Raw genomic sequence first — 22,566 nt, 5'->3', positions numbered from 1 at the left:
GAGAAATATTTTAAGAACTTATCTTATTTTAATATTAAAAATATAAAATCCATTCTAACGACCGATAACAATGATTAAACATGAATTTATTATAATTATTTAAAATAAAAAAGAATGATCTCTGAATCGCTCAAAGATCATTCTCCTCCCTGCTTATTCCGCCGCCTGCGCATTGAGCGCTTTGTACACCTCTACCGCACGATCGAGAAACTGTTCAATCTCTTGGCGTGATTTGCGTGCTTTATTGACAAAACGGATCAATTCCTTGCCATTTGCATACGCGACAAAGCTTGGAATGCCCATAATGTTCTGTTCTTGGCTCACATCGCCAACACCGTCCACATCCACCTCTACTAAACGCAGACGGTCGCTGTACTGCTGCTCGACCTCTGGCATAAATGGATCGATGTATTTACAGTCTCCGCACCAGTCCGCTTTAAACACAGCGATCGTTAACTCCGGTGCGGCAATCACCGTATGGAAGCTGTCGCTTGTATGGATAGATTGCATATCATGTTCCTCCTTTTTATAAATGAAAATGCCCGCTTAGCACGGTTAACCGCCCAATGGAACAGTTAACGCTGAAATCAAAACGTGTACAATAGCTCAAGGTCAAGCTGCTCTGCCACGCTGTAGTCGCATCAATGGGCTAAGCAGCTTACGCAGTGGGCCTGGATAGGAAGACAATTCTTCCGCGCGTACGACACGCAGCAAGACGAGCAATACCGGATAAATGACCAGTGTCGCTATTCCTACCATACAACAACCGATAAAAAATGCAACCCTATGATTCATCCATTCCGTTAGTGCGACGCCTGCCTGATTGCACAGCAGCCCAGCTACGGTCAGTACGAAGCTTGTGATCATAAAGCCCAACCAGCGGTTGCCAAGAATCGAAAACGATACGACCTGACGCAGCGAGCGCAAATTAAGCATCGTAATGAGCAGAAAACATAGCCCTGTCGCGACGATAATGCCATAAATGCCAAGAAACGGTGCCAGCAGCACACTGAGCAACAATTTGACGGCGATTCCGCACAACACATGCACCATCGACAAATTCACTTTGTTAATGCCGATCAGCATCGAGTTGGTCGTCATCATCGTAATTTGAAAAATCGTACCGAGCGTCAGCAGCCCGATAATGCCTGCCCCTTCGGTGTTCGTGAACAGCAGCCCGTTGATCGAATATGCCGCCGTCGTGAGCATCAGCACGATCGGAATGCCCGTCAGCACCGAGATACGCAATGCTAGCGAAACCTGACGTTTCAAATTATCTTCTTCCTTGCGCGCATATGCCGCCGAGATGACCGGAATAAGCGACGTACTGAGCGCGATTGCCAAAATAGGCGGGATACCGGCAATACTTTGCGCGCGTGTACCGAGAATACCGAGCGCCGCCGTCGCTGCCGCATCACCGACATTGCCGATTAGCAGCGGCTTGATCAGCGTGCCGTCGATAAAGTTTACCGCCGGAATCGTCAGCGAAGAAATAACGATCGGAATCGATAATTTAAAAATATCACCGTAAATTTGGCGCAGCGGAATGACCGGTTCCGCGCCGGTACGCTCGGTCAATATCCGATTTGCCGCATCTTGTTTGCGCAGCTTGAACGTATAATAGACCATCACTAGAAAAGCGCCTACACTGCCAAGCACACTACCAAATGAAGCGCCTGCCGCCACTTCGGTATCGCCATATCCGATACGCAGCAACACATACGCTAGCACGATCGCTGTCAATACGCGGGCAAACTGCTCGATAATTTGTGAAATGCCGCCTGCTGACATCATATTACGCCCCTGGAAATAGCCGCGCATCATCGCAATCGCCGGAAACAGCAATAACGACGGCGCAATCGCTTGTAACGCCAGTGCAGCCGCAGGTTCTTTGGCGAGGGCGGCATAATACGGAGCGCCGACATACATCAATACGGTCATCACAATGCCTGCTGCACCGCCAAACAGCAGCGCTGCATAATAAATGCGTTTCGCTTCATGCGGACGTCCTAGCGCATAACGCTCGGATACCATTTTGCTGAGTGTGCTTGGAATGCCTGCGGTAGCTACTGCGAGCAGCATCAAATACACATTGTTTGCCAGCGTAAAGGAAGCGTCACCTGAAAATCCGAGCATATGCTCCAGCGGCACCCGCTGGACAAGGCCTAGTACGCGTGCGACGAGCGCAGCGGCAGCCAGAATAATCGTACCTTTAATAAATGATTCACTTTTGGACAAAATAGTTCCCCTTCTCTCGCACTTCATGGATCATAAACGAATTAGCAGTGTACAATTAGCACGGTACAGTTATGTTAAACCGTATGTACATCTCATCCCGCCCATCCAAGCGGATCATGCCAAAAAACCGGAAGGCTGATTGGCCTTCCGGTCATGTTTTTATGTCAGCATTTCTATTATAGACATGGATCGGTGCGCTTCGCAATGCGACATGCAAAAAGGCTAGTGCTCAATAGATCACGATCCAGATGACCCAAATTCCGATCATCGCCAGTTGCAAAATAATTTTGACGACCGCACTCGCAAACAGTCCAAGTACTGTTCCCCAGCCGACACGTAGCGCACTATTCACATCACGTCCTTGAATCAGCTCGGCAGCGACCGCACCGATCAACGGGCCGAGAATCAACCCGAAGGCAGGAATTACAAACGGGCCGACGATCAACCCGATAACCGATAAAATAACCGCTAATCTGGAGCCGCCAAATTTACGCGTCCCATACGCACCGACTAAATAATCGGCAGCGAGCAATACAACGACGATCAACGTCTCAATAATCCAAAACCAGACGTTAAATTCAGCAAACGAGAAAAACCATCCGTACACAAAAAACGCAAAATAAATCGCCACCACAGACGGAAGCACCGGATATACCGTGCCGACCATCCCGATTATAAACAGCGCAATGACGAGCGTCCAACCTACAATTTCCAGCATCACTGTCTCTCCTTGTCATCGGTGCATACCGCACTCCACGAATGTTCATCTCTAGCGTAAGATGTAATATTTGTATACCTATATACTGTACAGGTGACACATTCGTTTCAAAAAACGCGGTGTGGATAAGTGATCATCATCACTTGTAGCCCGTCGCGCAGGAGCATGGATCGAAATAACCCATCAGGAAAAGTAATCACATTCCTACCTGCGTCGTTGCTCGCGCAGGAGCGTGGATTGAAATAGATACGGGTGTTGCGTTCGGTACCGATTATAGTTGTCGCTCCTCGCGGCTGTTTGACGTTACTGACAGTTTCATATCACTGACAGACAGTTCTATTTTCCAGCAGCGATTCAGCATTGATTATTCAGCATTGAATATTGTGCTATAGCTTGGCTGGACTATCAATGAGCGGATTTAAACGAGAATATGATCGCGAATGACTTCAACGATACCGTCATCATTGTTGCTAGCGACGACAAGGTCTGCTTCCTGTTTTACCGGTTGTTGCGCATTGCCCATCGCCACACCTAGACCGACCGCCTGAATAACAGCTAGATCGTTTAGGCTGTCACCGACGGCAACGACCTCTGACATATCGATATGGAGCAGCTTGCACACTTCAGCGATACCTGTCGCTTTGTTAATGCCAAGCGGGTTAATTTCCAAGTTTTCGGGCGAAGAATTGGAAATTTCCAGTCCGCCCATCTGTTGCAATTCCATCAAAATGTCATGGCGTAGCTCATTATCTTTAGTGTTATAGCCAAATTTCAGCCATTCCACGTTTTCCAACGCTTGCTCGTCTGCCAGCCAATGATCGCGATTGTACAGACGCTCGACCGCATACGCCCAGAACCAGACTTCTTTTTCCATTGCCAGTTCATGCATACGACGCACAGCGGCAGGATCGAGCAGTGTACGGCGATACAGCTCGCGCGGCGATTTCCATACTTCACTGCCGTTTACCGTTACCATTGGCGTCTCTAATCCAAGCTCTTGTCCATACGGCAATGCACTGCTAGCAGCGCGTCCGGTTGACAGGCATACGTGAATGCCTTCATCCATCGCTTTATGAATCCATTTGCTCGTTTCTAGCGAAATTTCGTGATTATCATTGAGCAGTGTTCCATCCATATCAAGTGCAAGCAGCTTGTATTTACGAGTTGTCATTGTATTGATTCTCCTCCATCCGTCCGGGTTCAATGCCCGGATCAACGTATCTCCACCTTGGCTCGACCTAACGCATGAGCATTGCCAATCGATGCTATTGCTCGTATTCGCTCCTCTGTACACTGTTCTATACTGTTGGCACAGCGCATGATTGATTGTATTCGTTTTGACCGCAGGCAATTAGTATATTACGCCACCCAAGTTCAATTTAAATTTGGATTGAGTACTGAAATCTCTATAAATCTATCCATAAGCGCTTGAAACAGCTTCAAAATTTAAATCAATCTCGGTCAAAGTATGATGAGCACGATACAACTTAACGAATAGCATAAACATTATGAATAGCATAAGTATAACGAGCAGCATGAGCGATAACAGACTTATCTTACAGCAATGCCAGCGTATTTGGCATATGAGCATAAGTGTAGCATACTATTCTTTAGCCTCTCAAAAGTTTTTGTAAACTGTAGATCAAGTTTTAAGCTACTGTATTATGCTGCCAAGCGGCGTTGACGCCATTTACGCAACAGCAAACCATGACGTGGAGACAGCAGAAAAGTGAGCACGAACAGCCCACCTGCGACCGTAACGATACTGCCGCCAATCGATGCGTTTAGCACATAAGCTGCACTATAACCGAGCAGCGAGCTTGCCACACCGGCAATGACGCTGTACAACAGCATCCTACCCAGCTGATCGGTTAACAAATAAGCGGTCGCCGCCGGAATGATCAACATCCCGACAACGAGAATCGCCCCTACACTTTCAAACGAAGCGACCGATGTCATCGAGACAAGCCCCATCAGCATATAATGAAATAGCATAACCGGAATACCGCATGCCGCCGCCAGCGCCGGATCAAACGCAGTCAGCTTAAATTGCTTATAAAATAGCATAATCAGCGTCACTACAACGAACAATGCAAACCCGAGCATCCAGACCGAACGCGGGCCCATCTCCATTCCGTTCCATGTCCACGTATCCCACTGCACATACGCAATCTCACCGAACAATACACAATCCAGATCAAGATCGATATTACGCGCATTCAAACTGACGATAATGACGCCAATCGCAAACAATGCCGTAAAAATAATACCGATCGACGCATCGGATTGCACTCCCGAACTACGCAGCCACTGAATAAGAAAAACAGACAGCAAGCCGAGCAACGTCGCTCCGATCATCATCGCCACCGAATCACGTCCACCGCTAAACAAAAAGGCGATCGCGATGCCAGGCAATACCGCATGACTGATCGCATCACCGATTAATGCCAGTTTGCGCAAAATCAAAAAGCAGCCGAGTAGACCGCAGCTAGCAGACATCAATATCGCCGTTAATACGATCCAGAAATCACTGCTCATGAGTCGCTCCTCCTTGTGTCCACGCACGACGTGCCCGCCGTTGACGCCATCGTTTGCCGATCCAGCCGCGCTGTGGGGCAAACAGTGCTGATAACGCAAACAGTAATGTAGCCGACAATACCGTCACCGGCCCGGTCGGTAAACCGGTTAGCATACCGCTCCAAAATGTACCGCTTAGCCCGCTCACAGCGCCAAACATCCCCGCCAACAGTAACATCACATACAGCTTATTCGTCCAATACCGCGCCGCGACCGCCGGTGTGATCAACAGCGCCGACATCAGCACGACACCGACCGCCTGGATGCCCGCTACGACGACGAGCACTGCCAGCAATAACATCAATTGTTCCAGCCGTGCTACCTGCCAGCCTAGCCCGCGCGCAAAGCCGGGATCAAAGCTAATCAGCTTGAACGGCTTGTACAGCAGCACACATAATACGAGCAGCAATATACTAATCCCTGCCAGCATATACACATCCGCACGCATCATCGACGCCGCCTGACCGAACAGAAATTTGTCCAGCCCACTTTGCCCGCCTGCACCGCTATGCTGAATCCGGGTCAACAGCATGACCCCGATGCCAAAAAATAGCGATAATACAATGCCCATCGCCGCATCCTGTTTAATGCGCGAATAATTCGTAATCCAGCGAATGCCCCATGTCGCAATCGCTCCGGCAACGAGCGCACCGAGCACAAAGCCTGTCGTCGATTTCACACCAGTTAGCATAAAAGCGATACAAATGCCCGGTAATGCTGCATGGGCAAGCGCATCACCGATCAAACTGCGCTTTTGCAGCAGCATATAACAGCCGATCAAGCCGCTGCTCAGACCGAGCAACATACAACCAATGACGATCCAGCGCATATTGGGGTCTGTCCATAACATCCATAGTGCATCCATGATCTGTCCTCCTGTTTTGTAGGATTCGTTAATTGTTGTCGTCATACAACAGTATCGTTTGATGTGCTTATGACAGCGCCTCCTATGTCGCTTCATCATGCCGCACCTAAATGTTCATCCCGAGCGATTGCTTATTTACTAGCCAGCCAAATGCCTTCTGCCTGCTCATCTGTTGTTTGCAAAAACGCCATTTTGCCGCCATACGTCTGTTGCAGCAGTTCTGGCGTAAACGTTTGCTCCACCGCACCCGCCGCGATTAGCTGACGATTGAGCAGCAATACATCATCAAAATACGCCTGTACGGTCGACAGATCATGATGCACCACAAGCACCGTTTTGCCATCCCGTTTCATTTGTTCCAACAGTGTAATGATCGCTTTTTCGGTTAGCGCATCCACGCCGGCAAACGGCTCATCCATCAAATACAAATCCGCCTGCTGCGCAAGCGCTCGTGCCAGAAACACACGTTGCTGCTGCCCGCCAGATAGCTGGCTAATTTGCCGTCCTGCATAATCCGCCATACCGACTTGATCGAGACAATGTAGCGCCGTCTGCCGCTCTCGTTTACCTGGTCGACGGAACAGACCGAGCCGTCCGTATGTGCCCATCAACACTACATCCAGCGCATCGGTCGGAAAATCCCAATCGACCGATTCACGTTGCGGCACATAACCGATCCGTCGCCGCTGGCTAGCATAGGGTTTGCCAAACACGCTCACCTCTCCCGCCAACGACGGGATCAAACCGAGAATCGCTTTTAGCAACGTCGATTTCCCAGCTCCATTCGGTCCCAGCAATCCAATCAATCGCCCTGCTGCCAGCGAAAACGATACCTGCTGCACAACCGGCTGCTGTTGATACGTAACCGTCAACCCTTGCACATGAAGTGGGCTGTCCGACTGTTGTATCGATGTTGAAACGGACGGTTGGTGACGGTTGCCAGAGCGTTTGTGATCATATTGTGCCGCTTCCTGTTGCTGGATATGTTGTGGATCAAGCGAATGATTAACGATGATAGGTGATTTCATTGACTGTTCCTCCCTGTTTATAAAATATGGCTGGACATGAAGGTATAAAATAGCTTCGTAGTCGGCAAACTTGTTGCTGTTTGTTACTCTGAATATGAAGCGGCACAGTATCGGATCATGGGGCGGTATACTTTGTACAGTGGCATCGCTGACAACTGTACTCATGATGGATAATAGAGAACAACATAATGTCTACTGCGTTGTCTCCATTCAAAATAGAACATACCATTCGGATGTCTAGTAACTTGTCTCACATAAATGGATGTTCTCACTTGATCATAAATACGCCTAGATACGTTCACACTTAACTTTGATTTAAGACAAACTGCTGGACTGTCTTAAAATCCGGTTCGTTATTTGTTGTCTGCGCAATTACTAATTATTTGACCGAGATTAAGTTGAGTGTTGAAGCTGGCTCAAGCTCTTATGGATACGGATTCAAGTACATAATTAAAATTGAAATTTAACTTGGTCTGCGTGCTAGCTTCAGCCTAGTAGCTTGTCTTAAATGAATCTACAGTTTGTCGATCTAACCATCGCTTGATGATGAATCGGTTAACGTACGTTCAAACAAAATTTTTACTTGAGACAGCCTACTAACCGCAATACATCGACCATCCATACGGCGTTAACGCAGCGCCTGCACAATCGTATGCGTATTATGCTTCACCATATCGATATACGTGTCTGCTGCGCCGCCTTGTTTGCCAAGCGCATCGGAATACAATTGTCCACCTAGCGTCACCGTGTGTCCTTGCTCAGCTGCTCCGGCGATCACCGCTTCCATTGCGCGTGCAGGAATGCTGCTCTCCGCGAATACAGCTTTAATTTGCCGCTGTATAAGCATATTGCGCAGCTGTGCCACATCGCGCGAACCGTACTCGGAGGCGGTGCTTAACCCTTGTAATCCGCGCACTTCCAGCCCGTAGGCGGCGCCGTAATAACCAAATGCGTCATGCGCGGTGACGAGCACCCGACTTGGCTCTGGTATAGTCGCAATCTGCTGTTGTACATGGCGATGCAATTGCTGAAGTTGCTGTATATAAGCGTTCGCATTGCTGCGATATATCGCTGCATGCTGCGGATCAGCTTCGATCATCGCATCACGGATGCGCTCTACCGCTTGACTCCACAAACTCACATCAAACCAGATGTGCGGATCATGCTCATTCGCATATTCATCGCTTTGCCGCAGCGCCGCACGATCGATTCGGTCAGTGACGGCAACAACGTGCCGCGAGCGGCTCATTTTAGCCAAAATCTTCGTCATACTGCCTTCCAGATGCAGACCGTTATATAACACCAGCTCAGCATCATCCAGTTTACGAATATCGCCTTGGGATGCTTTGTACGTATGCGGATCGACGCCCGGTCCCATCAAACCGGTCACATGCACATACGAACCGCCGATTTGCTCTGCTGCATCAGCGATCATGCCGGTGGTAGCGGTGATGTGCAAGCGCTGCGCATCGGATTGCCCGGCAGCTTGTTCACCTGTACAGCCTGGCAAAATTAGCAGCATGAACAGTCCGGCGATGGTAATATCGCTACGTACATAGAGAAAGTGGGTATGTTTATATCGATCCAAAACCCGCTTGCAGGCAGATAGAACATGTTGAATAGTTATCATGATATTGTGCTCCTTTCTAATAGGGCGATAGACAAGCTAGGTGGTGTCTTCAAACCGTCCTACGTATTATTTATTGTTCACAAAGGTTAGAAATAAGACCCTGTACACCTTAATCTGACGCAAATTACCCGTATCGAACGCTGTAAAGTAGTTTGAAGACACGCCCTAGTACCTTGTCTTAAATACATCTACAGTTTGTCGATCTAACAATGGCTTGATACTGAATCGATTTAGGTACGTTTAAACACAATTTCCATTTGAGACAGTCTACTAATAACTTGTCTCAAATATATTTACGGTATGCCTAGTTCATAATTGCTTGACAATGAACACGTTTAGGTATGTGTGAACCTGATTTTTATTTGAGACAGCGTACTAGTAGCTTGTCTCGAATACATTTACAATTTGTCGATCCAACAATGGCTTGGTGCTGAATCGATTTAGGGACGTTTAAACACAATTTCCATTTGAGACAGCCTACTAGTAGGCTGACCGCATTAAATAGACAGTTTGCTATTGCATAGCAGCGATGTTGTTAGGCTACGATTCCAATGTATTTTTCGTAAGATGTAGTCAGCCAGACATTGAATTTAAGCTCGTCTCATCACTATCACCTAAACTTTCTCCGATGACTATTTTTTAGCAAAGGCTATATTTGTTTCCTTTGTGCAAATTTTAAGGTGTAGGGAAAGAAAACACAATAATGTAATTTTAAACATAGCATGTGAGCATACCAAAAAGCCTTTTGTTTGGGGCAATCTAAGCGTATTCGCTCGCTGCCCCAAAACAAAAGGCTTGAATTATACATTATGGCACTGTTCATTTCTACTCATTATTGTGCATGTATACTTCGCTACTACTCGCTTGTCTCTTGTCTCAAATAAATTCAAAGTATATGTCTCTCATCATCATTTGAAGATGGACAGATTAGGATAATTTTTAATGGAGACACTCTACTACTGTGACCGCTTTCGATATCGTTTGATGTCGCACACATTCCCGCTATCCATAAGGATATGCAGCAGATTTAACATTTAACGCGGTCAAGGTACGCTTAAATTCAATGTCTAATTCACTACATGTTATGAAAAATACATTGGAAGCGTAGCCTAACAACGTCGCTGCTCTGCACGATCAAACTACCTATTTAAGGCGGTCAAGCTACTACTGCAATCGATCATTGTATCGTATTATTGCGCCGTCTGTGCGTCCGTTGTGTCTGTGGTAGCTTGCTTCTTTTTCGGCACGCCGTCCAGACCGTATTGCTGATCATAGGCGTCCAAAATTTTAATCGCAACCGGTGCGGCACTACGGGAACCGAAGCCGCCTTCCGGAATGACAACCGCAACTGCTAGCTTCGGATTTTGACGTGGCGCAAAGGCGATAAATACACCGTTATCGACAATTTTGCCATATACAGATTGCTGGGATGTACCTGTTTTGCGCGCTACATCATAACGATAACCTTCCAAGACGGCAACCTTACTGCGCATCCCGTTGATGACTACATTCCAGTCTTCTGCCGGGAAGTTAATCGTATCGATCACTTCGCGTTTAAACGATTTGACCGTATTGCCTTGCGCATCGGTAATTTTGCTCACAAAATGCGGCTTTAACCGTTCGCCGCGATTGGCAATCGTCGTCACATACTGGGCAAGCTGCAATGTCGTATAACGACCTTGCTGTCCAAATGAAGCATACGCCATCGCCGCCTGTGCACTACCTGCCGCTTTAATATTCGTATACTCACCGCGCCCTTCACTTTCATAAGGTAGCCCACTTTTGGTCGATACGCCAAGTCCAAACTCCTTCATATAACGATCCCATACGTTAACCGATTCGTTACCGTATTTGCTATACAGCGGTTTGCCGATACGATCGATCATAAATGCGTTGGATGATTTCTGAATCGCGGTCGATGGCGTCAGCGATCCAAGCACTTCACCGAGCGCGTTCCGTACTTTTGTTTCATAGCCTGCACGTCCGAACTCGGCATAACCACGGTCATAATATCCGGAATATGGCCCGAAAAATCCTTCCTTCATGCCAATCAGTACAGTAAGCGGCTTAATGACCGAACCCATCAGCACAAGTGAAGAAGCGCGCTTGCCGTTGTAAATTTCACGGATTGTACCGTTTGGGTAGTACGGCTCAATCGCTTTGAGCTGCTCGCTCGTTGGCGATTGTGACCAAATATTCGGATCGTAATTCGGCATGCTTGCCATCGCGACTACATTGCCGGTTTCCACTTCCATCGCCACCGCATAGCCGGTTAGTGCATTGCGTGCGTATGCATTGCCACTACGATATGAACGTAGGAACGCAATCTGATCGGTAATCGCTTCCTGCGCGGCAAGCTGCACATTTTGGTCGATCGTCATCCACAGATTATAGCCTTTCTGCGGCGGTGTCAGTTCGGCACGACCGTCTACCCGGTTTAACGCATTAATCGGCGTGCTGCGTACGCCGTTTTTGCCGCGCAATTCATCTTGGAATGTGTATTCCAGCCCATCGACACCGACTAGCTCGGTATCCATATAACGCTCTGCTACACCGCTTAGACGCGCGCGATTTTTGTATTTGTTCATCGTTGCGCTAACGCCAGAAAAGCCTTTCAAATAACCAACCGTTTGCACGGCAACCCGATCTGGGCTATATTCACGCAAGCTTTCTTCGCGCACTTCAATCCCTTTGTATCGATCTTTGTGCTCTAGAAAATAAGCGATTTCTTTATTGCTCAAATCGCGTTTAATGCGGCGCGGTGTATAGCCGTAGTTTTTCTTATATTCGATGTCCATCGCTGCAATGATCTGATCGGCGGTCATTTTTTTATTCGGATCGCCATACGTGTTGAACACCTGCTTCAGATTGCCAACAATTTGCATAAATTCAGCCTGATTGTCGGGGCGGCGATAATCTTTGTTAAGCGTAAAATAAAGCGATTGCGTAGACAGCGAATACGCCACTTTAGTGCCGGATGCGTCGAAGATCGTACCGCGACTCGGCAAAATCGGTGTCTCATTGTTCACAACGCTTGACTCGGCTTCCGTCAATGTTGGCGCTTCCACAAACTGCAAAATCGCCAAACGCACAACAAGCACACTAAAAATCAAAAATGTAGCAAAGAAAAAAATATTCAACCGGATCGAAAACTGACGTCGGTTACTTTCTTCAAATTCCTCCGCTTCGGTCGAATTCCATTTTTTCATCGACTGGACAACCCCCCTGCATGATCGTGCATTGTTGCTGCAACGTTAATGCAGCTACTCGTTTATGCTCTATTAATTCCCTATTATGAACGGTAACGATTCCAAAATATGTAGTCGTTTCTTCATTTTAGCATACCGTCGCAGCGGAACCAAACGAAACGATTACCCTCTTTCCATATTACCCTCCATTTCCAACCCCACTCGCTTATAAATGTGAAAGATCAAAGGAAAATAGCACAAAAAAGAAGCAGGCGAGTTCGCCTGCTTCCTATAATCGATTGCCTTTGCTCTAGCTCGATTTCGGTGTCGATCATCGTTTATTACTGTGTGCTCGTGCTGTCCGTTTGCTCGGTCGTTTTGCTTGTATCCGCCTGCTTTTTCGGTACGCCATCCATGCCAAACTCCTGATCATACGCGTCGAAAACTTTACGCGCGATCGGCGCCGCACTCTGTGCACCAAATCCGCCTTCTGGAATAACGACCGCAATCGCAATCTTCGGATTTTCACGCGGTGCAAAGGCGATAAATACGCCGTTATCGACCGTATGACCGTAGATTGATTGCTCAGATGTACCTGTTTTACGGGCAACCGTGTACGGTGAATCCTTAAATGCAGGCACATCGGTTCGCATACCGCCAAGCACAGTATCCCAATATTGTTGCGGGAAATCGATCGTATTGACGACCTGTGGTTTAAACTGCTTGACCACATTGCCTTCGGTATCGGTAATTTTGCTCACTAGCTGCGGTTTCAAACGTTTACCGCGATTCGCAAGTGTCGTGACATATTGGGCAAGCTGTAATGTTGTATATTTTCCTTGCTGACCGAACGAGGCAAATGCCATCGCTGCCTGTGTACTACCGGCAGCCTTAATGTCCATATACTCGCCGGCACCTGCACTTTCACCAGGCAAGCCGCTTTTGGTCGATACGCCCAATCCGAATTCCTTCATGTATTTATCCCAAACGTTAACCGAATCTGCCGCATATTTGCGATATAACGGCAAACCGACTTCATCGATCATAAATGTGTTAGAGGAATGGTGAATCGCTTCTGCTGGCGTCAAATTACCGTAAGCATGACTGCCTGCGTTGCGTATTTTAGTTTCATGCCCTTCCTTACCAAACTCCGCATAACCGATATCTTGATAATGAGTATAGGGTGTAATCAAGCCTTCATTTAAGCCGATCAATACGGTCAACGGCTTGATGACCGAACCCATCAATACCATCGAAGACGCATGCCCTTGACGGTACACTTCCTTAATCGTGCCGTTAGCGATGCGATACTGAATATCCTGGTATTTATCCGACGTCATATTTTCCCAAACATTTGTATCGTAATCCGGCATACTTGCCATCGCTAACACACCGCCAGTCTGCACGTCCATCGCTACCGCATAACCGGTTTGCGCATTGGGCGCGTAGGCGCTGCCGCTACGATAGGAATGCAAGTACGCAAGCTGATCGGTAATCGCTTTTTGCGTAACCATCTGCAAGTTTTTATCGATCGTCAGCCAGACGTTATCGCCTTTTTCGGGAGCGGTTAATTCCGAGCGTCCGATCGGACGGTTTAACGCGTTGACCGGTGTCGTTTTCAGACCGTTTTTGCCGCGCAGTGCATCTTGATACGCATACTCGATTCCGTCCACACCGACATACTCGGTTGGCAAGTACTTCTCGCCTGCCTCGGTCACTCTTGATTTATTAATATAATGATCCATCGTCGTGCTTACACCGCTGAACTGACGCAAATAACCGACGGTTTGTGTCGCTACTTGATCGGGATCATAATGACGCACACTTTCCTCAACAACCTCGATGCCTTTGAACTCATCCTTATGCTCAAGAAAATGCGCGATCTCGGCATTGGTCAAATTCTTTTTAATTCTGCGCGGTGTATAACCGAACTGGACTTTGGAGTTGATGTCCATCGCTTTGATGATCTGATCGGCAGTCATTTTTTCGTTCGGATCACCGTATTCATTAAATACTTTTTTGAGTTTACCGACAATTTCATACAATTCCGGTTTGTTTTGCGGTAATGCATAGTTTTTGGTCATCGTAAAATAAAGTGATTGCGAAGAAGTCGAATAAGCGAGACGCGCCTTACCGGAAGCATCCAAAATATTTCCACGAATCGGCGGAATCGGCGTACTTTTGGTGGAAATGCTCGCTTCCTTCTCACGAAGTGTCGGCCCCTCGACAAACTGCAAAATCGCCAGCCGGACAATCAGCACAGTAAATACGAGAAACGTGGCAAAAAAGAAGACATTTAGACGGATAGAGAATTGACGCTGATTTCTGAGTTCGCGCTTGGACGACTCATCAATACCCGATTTTTTCATTGCTTGACCTTTTCCCTTCTCTTGCGGCATTGCATGATGATGCCTGAATCGTTCAATATGTGTTTCGTTTGTAGCAGGTCAAACCAACCCGCTATTTCATGTGGACAGGACAACGCCAACACAACTATAATATCACACCGTTATAGGCATTGAGAAATTTTGCGAATCGGTTCAAAGCGATTGGCGATCAAACCGATTCGTTTCTTCATTACGCTGCCTTACAGTATTTTATTACTAACTTTTAATTTCGGTCATAAGCTTAGCTTTAGCGCATACGCTCGCTTACAATACGCTTTGTTCAATATGCGTTTCAGCAAACTTGGGCGGATTAAACCAATTCCCCGCCGAAGCCCATGTCGGATCAAGCGGAATCCATTGTTTTGAGTTAGGCAAATACACCTGATTCCACGCATGTGGCCCATAGCCGCCTTGACCGTTATATCCTAACCCGGTCACAACGCGTACATCGATACCTTGCGAACGCGCCATCACCGCATACAGACGGGCATAATCGATACATACACCTTTACGTGTTTCAAATGTATCTTCCGGCGTCTGCTCATGCCATACGCCGCGCTGCTCATAATCGTCAACTTTGCCGTAATCATAACTGATTCTGGAGCCAACCCATTCATACAGCAAACGCGCTTTCTGTTCCGTATTTGTCGTCTTGCCGACAATTTCGGTAGCCGCCTGCTCGATATTCGCCGGAATGCTGCGATCGACCACATCGTATTTACGCTGAAAAATGCCGGTCAGCTCTTGCAGGGCAGCGCTTGTAAATACCGGCAATTGCTCTTTAATAAATGAGCCGGTCAGCGGTTGCACAACCGACTTGACCGTACCATCGTACAGCTTCGACGCTTCTACATAAGAAGTCAGTTTATTGTTCGGATACAGACTAACGATAATAAACAGCACGACGATCACAACCGCACTGCGCAGCAAGCCGTTAAGCAAACCAATCAGCCCACCGACGATTCGGCTAAGCGAGGAGGAACGACGCGCTTCAGTCGGTACATAGCCTGCCCGCCATCGTTCCGGCAACAACAATGCCGCGAGCAGCGAAAATACGATACTGGCGACGACATAGCTAAGCATAAATACGACCGCAAATCGCAACAACGAAAATTCGGAGATCAAATATACGGCGGAATAATACATTTCACGCCACCACGGCATCGTTCCATCCGGTACGGAATTAGACACCCGCTCTGCCCATGTTTTGACATAAGGCGAAGCAAACAGCGCGAATGGGCAGGCAAGTGCAAGTGCCAATATCGTCAGCAATGTGCGTCCTGCCCATGAGAACAGTCGTCCTGCCGAACGGCTCGCTCCGCTGCGCATGCCTTGCCATACTGAAATTAATATAATTAGATATAACAAACAGGACACCAGACTACTGTCAAACCAGGCTGCGATATCCTTAACTTCCATTCATGTCCTCCTTCTTTACACTCCCCGCTATTGCGAGCTATCCGAAGCTTTAACGTCCAGCAGCCGTATTGCGCTTCGCCTGTGTAATGACCGACTGAATGGTATCATTGATATCCCACTCACCTAGCGGTACACCACGGAACGTAACGCTCACTTTGTCCCCACCAGGCTTCCCTTTAAGCTCGATATTATCCGATTTGATCGTATACGTTCCATCGGCATTCTGGACAAAACGCGCATCTTTTGCCTCATCTTTCATGACGTTTAGCGCCTGATCACGCAATGCTCCTACGGTCTGGTCGGTCACATTCGTAACCGTCTGCTGAATCTGATTAAACGATACACCACTATAAACGCAGACCGCAATCACAATTACGATCACAATTAACCAGCGGATCACCGTTTTGACCAGATTGATCACGAGAAACAATATAATCAGGGCAACCAGAATGATCAGCCAATTTTGCCTAAAAAATTCACTCCATACTTGCCAGTCCATCTGCTGCACCTCCAACTTTCCATTTGGTAACGATCCGTTTGGTGACGATCCGTTTCAAGCCTGCCCTGTTTCAAGCAGACTCATCCGGTTCAATAAGCAATATAGACGATCGCTTTCACAGGGGCGTTACAGGCTATCTATGTGCCTGTTACGGCAAGCCAGTCTATCGTATAACCGAATTATACTCGAAGTATAGCGATTATGTCAGCAGTCGCTATGCTATCGTCTTTTGCATCGCTCGCGCCCTTCTATTACAATACACATACAGAGGTGATCCCCTTGCTTCATATTATCGTAGAAGGCAAAAATGATCGTAGTAAGCTGCGCCGGCTCTTGCAGCCGGAAGTGGAAATTTGGTGCACATTTGGCACGTTAAATTCACAAAAGCTAGAAAAATTGCGCAAACAGGTCGGGCGGGATGATGTGTATCTGTTTATGGACAATGATTCTTCCGGCCGCAAAATACGGGCGGTGTTAAGCGATGCGTTTCCGGATGCGACCCATCTGTATACACGGCGCGGTTATGCAGGTGTAGAAGGTACACCGGATGAATATGTGACTGCACAGCTCGAAAAGGCGGGGTTGGAGGAATATATCATTTATCCATCGCTGCCCTTATGATTGGTGAGGGCGTAGGCAAACTTGGTGTGCTGTGGGGCAGACACTACTCCGCTACGTGCTGCTTGCAGCATGACAGTTTGCGAACACGTTGGGGGATGTAGCATTTAAAAATGCTAAGGGTGGAAATGAGTTAGTAAGTTGATTAATTCCAATTTGGAAATATTTCGTCTTATGAAAAAGAGGCTTGCCTCAGGCGATTTGATCAGTCATTTAACGATGCACGGTAGCGATCATCAAGATGAAGCTAAATGTTAAATCGTTGATTGAGAAAATGAAAGCGTTTTTTGTCCAGTTGTCGGTAGCTTGCTTTTGGAAGTCTGCGATTGCCATGCTGAGCCATATGAACGATACTAATATCGATGCGAGTATAGATTAGCCCGGTATAGCCGTATGCATATAGGAGCAGCGGTACGGCAATCAGCAGCGTAATTTACAGCAGCATCTAATATTTAATGCGTTGGATACAGTTAACAACTGTTAAAAGCGGATAGCCTGCGACGTGGCATTGCTCAACATGGCGAATGCCAAGCGCCCACAAATGCGAGGTTGCCAAGTGAACAAAGCGGTACACACAAAATCGCTCCATAAACTTTAGCATATCTGTACGTAAAAGTCTTAGTGATTGCGCAGGTGAATAGGCATGATAATGACAATTATTTGACAAGCTACACATTTCATACGCGTTTCACGTTTTAGTTAGCTGGTTATGGTAAACTACATGCGTATAGTTGTGTGCGTCAATGTCGTATAAGCTATTTATGTGAGCATATCGCTGCATACGATAGATACAAATGATTTGTGATGAGTGAATGCACATGTAAAGCGGCGTGTTATCAATCGCGCTCGCTGCTACGGCATAGAAGCAACTTTAATAAACTGCATGCTTATTTTGGAATAACGTAAGGAGAGAACAACCAATGGATACTGCCACCCATTTTGCTATGGGATTTGGACTTGCTGGACTGGCTTATGTCGACCCTGTTGTTGCTGCTGACCCCGGGCTAGCGATTGCTGTTATGGTCGCTACGATTATCGGGTCGCAGGCACCGGATTTTGATACCGTTTTACGTCTGAAAGATAATGCTACTTATGTACGCAATCATCGTGGCATAACGCATTCTTTGCCATTTATGGCGCTATGGATTGCGTTGATCGGCAGCGGCACTTCACTGCTGCTCCATCGCGAAGGCTTCTGGCATATTTTGTTATGGACAGCGATTGCGGTCGTGCTGCATGTGTTTACCGATCTATTCAATACGTACGGTACACAGGCGGTACGTCCGTTTAGCGAGAAGTGGATTTCGTGGAATATTATTAATATTTTTGATCCGTTTATTTTTAGTACGCATATTGCTGCATTGTTGCTATGGATGACGGGTTTGGTGCCAACCGCACCGATTTTTATTACATTGTACAGTATGATTGCTGTCTACTATATATGGCGCACGTTAACGCACTCGTATTTGACACGTAAAGTGGAGCGGATGGACATCGAGGATGGACGTTCATCTGCACCGGATGGGCATTATGTGCTGATTCCGACCATTTCACTACGCCGCTGGCATGTCGTGCACGCCAAACAAGACGGCAGCTATCGCATCGGCTGGTATAGCCCGGATAAGCTAATCTGGATCGATTCCGTTCGTTCGATGGAGCATCCGGCGATCGAAGCGTCGCGCAAGCATCGCGATATTCGCGCATTGCTGTATTTCTCATCGTATACGATTTCGGAAGTGGAACAGACATCGACCGGTTATGTCGTACGCTGGGCGGATGTGCGTTATCGCCATCGCCGTCAATATCCATTTGTCGCCGTCGTAGTAATGGATCGCGATTTTAATACGCTCGATTCGTATGTCGGCTGGCTTAGCCCGGATAAAATGAACGAGCGGATTGGTTTGCATATGAGCTAGCATGAATCATTAATGGATGCGTTTGCCTAGTTGCTCTGATCGAAAATAAAATGATCTCCTTCGCCGATGCGAATTACACGATTTATGTACATGTGTCATTTCCAATATTCGCGAAGTTCGAGTTATATGACGTTTTATAAATCAAAAGACTGACTGTCCGCCGCTTACAACAAGCAGGCTCGGAAGTCAGTCTTTTTCATTTACTGATTATTTGGAAAATAGTTGCTGTGCATCATCCAGCGCCATGCTATGACCGAGTGCGGAATAATCCAGCCATTTTTGACCGTCCAATACGTACACATGCTTCGCTTTAACGGCTTTTAAATTTTGCCAAACCGGATTTTGCTCCAGCTCGTCAAATGTCGCTTTTGCCTGTTTGCCTTTGCTAATGATGACGAAGATCGCATCGGCATCATAATCAGGCAATACTTCTTTGGAGATCACGGCAAACGGCTCGGTTGCTGGGATTTGTTGCACACCTGCCGGCGCTTGCAACTTCAGATCATCGTACAAAATCGGCCCGACCGGACGACCGGTGCTCATCACACGCAGTTCCTTCGCGGTGGCGCGAATCGCCATCACTTTCGCATTATCGCCCAGCTTCTGATGGATCAGTTTGCTCACTTCATCCGCTTTGGCGGTATATTGCTTAATAAATTGATCGGCTTTGTCTTCCAGTCCGATATGACTTGCAATCTGCTTCAATTGATCTTGCCATGTGCCTTGATCCATATCGATCACAATCGTCGGCGCAATCGCTTCGAATTTGGCAAGGTCTTTGCCGGACTGGGATTTATCGATATAGATCACATCCGGCTGCAAAGCGAGCAATGCTTCCATATCCGGGTCGGTCACTACGCCCAGCTTAGTTGTACCTTGCAAACGATCCGCCACATGCGGCAGGAAATCTTTTACATCGCCACCGATGACCGATCCGGCAGGCTGAATGCCGAGTGCCAGCAAATCGTTCGTAATATGAATCGACATCGATGCGATACGGGCATCTGCCGTATGTGTAATTACACCATTGACCGTTTTCACCTTACTGTTCGTCTGCCCTTCCGCAGATGTTGTTGTCGCCCCGCTTTGCTGACCGCAGGCTGCAAGCAGCACCACGAGCAGGCTAATGATCATCACTGTCGTTAATCGTTTTAACATGTTTCTACTCCTTCACAAGCGCACCGTTTTAGTGCAACTTCGCTATAATCTGTTATTTATCACTGCTATAAATACTTGCAGATGGTCGACATACTGGCAAATAATCGCCAAGCCACTTCACCATTCGGCTACCTGTCCGAACGGTTCTGTTAAACGGTTCAGCATTCAAAAACGACTTTTGAGCAGCAAATACAAAAAGTACGGCCCCCCGATTGCCGATACGACAACCCCTGCCGGAATAAAATTCGGCTGAAAAATAGAGCGTCCAATCGTATCTGCTCCTAATAGTATGACCAAACCGATTAAGCCGGCAGCCGGCAAAAAATATTGATGCTTCGCTCCGGTCAAACGGCGCGCAATATGTGGCGCGGCTAGCCCGATAAAGCCGATCGAACCGACCATTGCTACACTGGCACAAGATAGCGCAACCGCAAGCAGCATCAACTCCAACCGACTGCGATTCACATGTCCACCTACACCGAGCGCCAATTCATCCCCAAGCGCAAACAGATCGAGTCTAGGTGAACGCCAATATACCCACGGCACGAGCAGCACAATCCACGGCAGCAGTGCCCATACATCGATCCAATCGCGTGCCCACACACTGCCAGCAAGCCATGTCGCCGTAAATGTGTACGTATCCTCATCCAAGCGCAGCGACAACAGCAGCGTGATCGCGCTAATACCCGACGCCACCGCAATTCCGACCAAAATGAGCCGAATCGGTAACAGTCCACGCCGTCGATCATACGCCATCACAAAAATGAGCGTTGCTGCTAGCACCCCACCGATAAACGTAAATACCGGAATCCACAGCGCGGATGAACCTTCCAATGTACGAAAAAAAGAAACGTATACGATCAGCCCAAACCCTGCTCCGGCGTGAATGCCGAGCACGCCCGGATCGGCAAGCGAATTGCGTGACGTGCCTTGCAGCACAGCCCCCGCCACTCCGATCCCGATCCCTGCCAGCATCGTAATTAAAATACGTGGCAACCGGTAATCAAACAAAATCAATTGTTCCTGACGTGTACCTAGACCGAGCAATGTATAACCTACACGCAGTGGCGATAATCGAATCGTGCCTGTATTCAGACTGATCAGCATGACGATAACCGCCACACCAAGTAGCAGCAAACTGACTAGCCAGGCACGACGTATTTTGCCAGCCTGTACACGACCGATATCTATCATAGCTCCCTCCCTTCACGGCGCGCCAGCATAAGGAAAAAAGGAACACCTACAAGCGCAACCATCGCCCCGATGGCAAACTCGCGCGGCGGCTGTACGATGCGGGAAGCAAGGTCTGCCCAGACGAGCAATATCGCCCCCAGCAATGCCGAAAACGGAATCACGATCCGATAATCAACACCGACTAACCGCCTTGCAATATGCGGCACAACGAGCCCGATAAAGCTAATCGCCCCGGCTGCCGATACCGATACACCTGCCAAAATGACAACAGCTGTCAGCGCCAACAGTTTGACTAGGCGCACACGTACACCTAGATTGACCGCCGATTCCTCACCAAGCGATAAAAACGTAATCGGTCTGCCTAGCATGATCGCCCACAAAATCGTCAGTATAATGACCGGTGCCAGCAACTTAAGCTGATGCCAGTCAATCCCGCCTAAACCGCCTGCATACCAGAACGCCAAATCCTGGCTTAAGTCATAATACAGCGCTACACCGGTACTAAGCGAATGCAGCATCGCGGCGATAATCGCCCCTGCCACGGTCAGCTTCATTGAGCTGAGACCGCCAGGCGTCGCCGCGCCAAGCAATACGATTAGCAATGTAGCGAGTGCAGCGCCGACAAATGACAATACCATCAACCCGGTATACGACAATGCTGGCAAAAAGGCAAAACTAAGCGCCACTACAAGCGACGAGCCTGCATTAATGCCCAAAACGCCCGTATCCGCCATCGGATTGCGTGTCACCCCTTGCATCATCGCCCCCGCTACTGCAAACGCCATCCCGGTCAATACCGCACCAAGCACACGCGGCAAGCGCAAATTATAAATGATCTGATCTGCCGTAGACGCAGCATCATAATGAAATACCGCCGACCAGACTGCCATTAGTGTCAATTCTTTGGCTCCATACGAAACAGCAAAAAAGACAGACAGCAGCAGCCCGGCAGCTGCGACGACAAACCAGCCTGTTAACTGTAGTGTTCGGTTGTATGTATGCACCAACGACTGCCGCTTCCTTTCCCCGTACGATTGATAATCATTATCACTACGACATAGCTAATTATACTTGATTTGCGTCGTTTGTATACAGATGCCCTATAATACAATGATGATGTAAATGAACTAA

The 22,566-nt window shown here is 47.8% G+C and carries 17 protein-coding genes; 2 read left to right on the top strand and 15 right to left on the bottom strand.

The window, feature by feature from the left end; genetic code table 11:
* Positions 1–153: 153 nt before the first annotated feature.
* From U1I11_RS14255 to U1I11_RS14200, 12 genes are all read right to left on the bottom strand, one after another.
* Entirely contained in the window at positions 154–510 is a 357-nt protein-coding gene (locus tag U1I11_RS14255; protein ID WP_322906792.1) for a thioredoxin family protein, read from the bottom strand.
* 102 nt (positions 511–612) lie between these two features.
* On the bottom strand, positions 613–2,238 hold the full coding sequence (locus U1I11_RS14250; protein WP_322906791.1) for a putative polysaccharide biosynthesis protein: 1,626 nt from the start codon (positions 2,236–2,238) through the stop codon (positions 613–615).
* Between the two features lie 229 nt (positions 2,239–2,467).
* Positions 2,468–2,953, bottom strand: a complete 486-nt coding sequence (locus U1I11_RS14245) for a DUF456 domain-containing protein (protein ID WP_322906899.1) — start codon at positions 2,951–2,953, stop codon at positions 2,468–2,470.
* Between the two features lie 421 nt (positions 2,954–3,374).
* Positions 3,375–4,127, bottom strand: coding sequence for a Cof-type HAD-IIB family hydrolase (locus tag U1I11_RS14240; protein ID WP_416235621.1), 753 nt, complete (start codon positions 4,125–4,127; stop codon positions 3,375–3,377).
* Positions 4,128–4,618: 491 nt separating this feature from the next.
* Positions 4,619–5,494: a metal ABC transporter permease gene (locus U1I11_RS14235; protein WP_322906790.1), complete on the bottom strand. Its 876-nt coding sequence runs from the start codon at positions 5,492–5,494 to the stop codon at positions 4,619–4,621.
* Positions 5,484–6,398, bottom strand: coding sequence for a metal ABC transporter permease (locus tag U1I11_RS14230; protein WP_322906789.1), 915 nt, complete (start codon positions 6,396–6,398; stop codon positions 5,484–5,486). The genes U1I11_RS14235 and U1I11_RS14230 overlap by 11 nt, the downstream gene beginning before the upstream one ends.
* A gap of 131 nt (positions 6,399–6,529) precedes the next feature.
* On the bottom strand, positions 6,530–7,306 hold the full coding sequence (locus tag U1I11_RS14225) for a metal ABC transporter ATP-binding protein (RefSeq protein WP_322906898.1): 777 nt from the start codon (positions 7,304–7,306) through the stop codon (positions 6,530–6,532).
* A 748-nt stretch (positions 7,307–8,054) separates the two neighbouring features.
* Entirely contained in the window at positions 8,055–9,056 is a 1,002-nt protein-coding gene (locus U1I11_RS14220; RefSeq protein ID WP_322906788.1) for a metal ABC transporter solute-binding protein, Zn/Mn family, read from the bottom strand.
* A 1,190-nt stretch (positions 9,057–10,246) separates the two neighbouring features.
* Positions 10,247–12,265, bottom strand: a complete 2,019-nt coding sequence (locus tag U1I11_RS14215; RefSeq protein ID WP_322906787.1) for a peptidoglycan D,D-transpeptidase FtsI family protein — start codon at positions 12,263–12,265, stop codon at positions 10,247–10,249.
* A gap of 320 nt (positions 12,266–12,585) precedes the next feature.
* Positions 12,586–14,613, bottom strand: a complete 2,028-nt coding sequence (locus tag U1I11_RS14210; RefSeq protein WP_322906786.1) for a peptidoglycan D,D-transpeptidase FtsI family protein — start codon at positions 14,611–14,613, stop codon at positions 12,586–12,588.
* Between the two features lie 282 nt (positions 14,614–14,895).
* Complete coding sequence (locus U1I11_RS14205) at positions 14,896–16,050, bottom strand: transglutaminase-like domain-containing protein (RefSeq protein WP_322906785.1); 1,155 nt, start codon at positions 16,048–16,050, stop codon at positions 14,896–14,898.
* 49 nt (positions 16,051–16,099) lie between these two features.
* Positions 16,100–16,549, bottom strand: coding sequence for an ATPase (locus U1I11_RS14200; protein ID WP_322906784.1), 450 nt, complete (start codon positions 16,547–16,549; stop codon positions 16,100–16,102).
* A 279-nt stretch (positions 16,550–16,828) separates the two neighbouring features.
* Between U1I11_RS14200 and U1I11_RS14195 the strand changes: the two genes are divergently transcribed.
* Positions 16,829–17,170, top strand: coding sequence for a toprim domain-containing protein (locus U1I11_RS14195; protein ID WP_322906783.1), 342 nt, complete (start codon positions 16,829–16,831; stop codon positions 17,168–17,170).
* Positions 17,171–18,087: 917 nt separating this feature from the next.
* Entirely contained in the window at positions 18,088–19,083 is a 996-nt protein-coding gene (locus tag U1I11_RS14190; protein WP_322906782.1) for a metal-dependent hydrolase, read from the top strand.
* Between the two features lie 207 nt (positions 19,084–19,290).
* Here U1I11_RS14190 and U1I11_RS14185 read toward each other — a convergent pair whose 3' ends face one another.
* The 3 genes from U1I11_RS14185 to U1I11_RS14175 all read right to left on the bottom strand — a co-directional run bounded on the left by U1I11_RS14185 (position 19,291) and on the right by U1I11_RS14175 (position 22,442).
* On the bottom strand, positions 19,291–20,241 hold the full coding sequence (locus U1I11_RS14185; protein ID WP_322906781.1) for an ABC transporter substrate-binding protein: 951 nt from the start codon (positions 20,239–20,241) through the stop codon (positions 19,291–19,293).
* A gap of 165 nt (positions 20,242–20,406) precedes the next feature.
* Positions 20,407–21,435, bottom strand: a complete 1,029-nt coding sequence (locus U1I11_RS14180; protein WP_322906780.1) for a FecCD family ABC transporter permease — start codon at positions 21,433–21,435, stop codon at positions 20,407–20,409.
* The gene (locus U1I11_RS14175; protein WP_416235620.1) at positions 21,432–22,442 is read right to left on the bottom strand and encodes a FecCD family ABC transporter permease; all 1,011 of its coding nucleotides are present in this window, start codon (positions 22,440–22,442) and stop codon (positions 21,432–21,434) included. The genes U1I11_RS14180 and U1I11_RS14175 overlap by 4 nt, the downstream gene beginning before the upstream one ends.
* Between the last annotated feature and the right edge of the window lie 124 nt (positions 22,443–22,566).

Source organism: Paenibacillus campi (genome assembly GCF_034659835.1).
Classification (GTDB): domain Bacteria; phylum Bacillota; class Bacilli; order Paenibacillales; family Paenibacillaceae; genus Saccharibacillus; species Saccharibacillus campi.
Note: the sequence above shows the minus strand (reverse complement) of the source record. Positions and strands in the feature narration are given on the sequence as shown.

What these genes read in the sequence shown, in the direction of transcription:
- U1I11_RS14255 (WP_322906792.1), bottom strand. Translation starts at nt 510, where the DNA reads ATGCAATCTATCCATACAAGCGACAGCTTCCATACGGTGATTGCCGCA.
- U1I11_RS14240 (WP_416235621.1), bottom strand. Translation starts at nt 4,127, where the DNA reads ATGACAACTCGTAAATACAAGCTGCTTGCACTTGATATGGATGGAACA.
- U1I11_RS14235 (WP_322906790.1), bottom strand. Translation starts at nt 5,494, where the DNA reads ATGAGCAGTGATTTCTGGATCGTATTAACGGCGATATTGATGTCTGCT.
- U1I11_RS14230 (WP_322906789.1), bottom strand. Translation starts at nt 6,398, where the DNA reads ATGGATGCACTATGGATGTTATGGACAGACCCCAATATGCGCTGGATC.
- U1I11_RS14220 (WP_322906788.1), bottom strand. Translation starts at nt 9,056, where the DNA reads ATGATAACTATTCAACATGTTCTATCTGCCTGCAAGCGGGTTTTGGAT.
- U1I11_RS14215 (WP_322906787.1), bottom strand. Translation starts at nt 12,265, where the DNA reads ATGAAAAAATGGAATTCGACCGAAGCGGAGGAATTTGAAGAAAGTAAC.
- U1I11_RS14210 (WP_322906786.1), bottom strand. Translation starts at nt 14,613, where the DNA reads ATGAAAAAATCGGGTATTGATGAGTCGTCCAAGCGCGAACTCAGAAAT.
- U1I11_RS14205 (WP_322906785.1), bottom strand. Translation starts at nt 16,050, where the DNA reads ATGGAAGTTAAGGATATCGCAGCCTGGTTTGACAGTAGTCTGGTGTCC.
- U1I11_RS14200 (WP_322906784.1), bottom strand. Translation starts at nt 16,549, where the DNA reads ATGGACTGGCAAGTATGGAGTGAATTTTTTAGGCAAAATTGGCTGATC.
- U1I11_RS14190 (WP_322906782.1), top strand. Translation starts at nt 18,088, where the DNA reads ATGGATACTGCCACCCATTTTGCTATGGGATTTGGACTTGCTGGACTG.
- U1I11_RS14185 (WP_322906781.1), bottom strand. Translation starts at nt 20,241, where the DNA reads ATGTTAAAACGATTAACGACAGTGATGATCATTAGCCTGCTCGTGGTG.
- U1I11_RS14180 (WP_322906780.1), bottom strand. Translation starts at nt 21,435, where the DNA reads ATGATAGATATCGGTCGTGTACAGGCTGGCAAAATACGTCGTGCCTGG.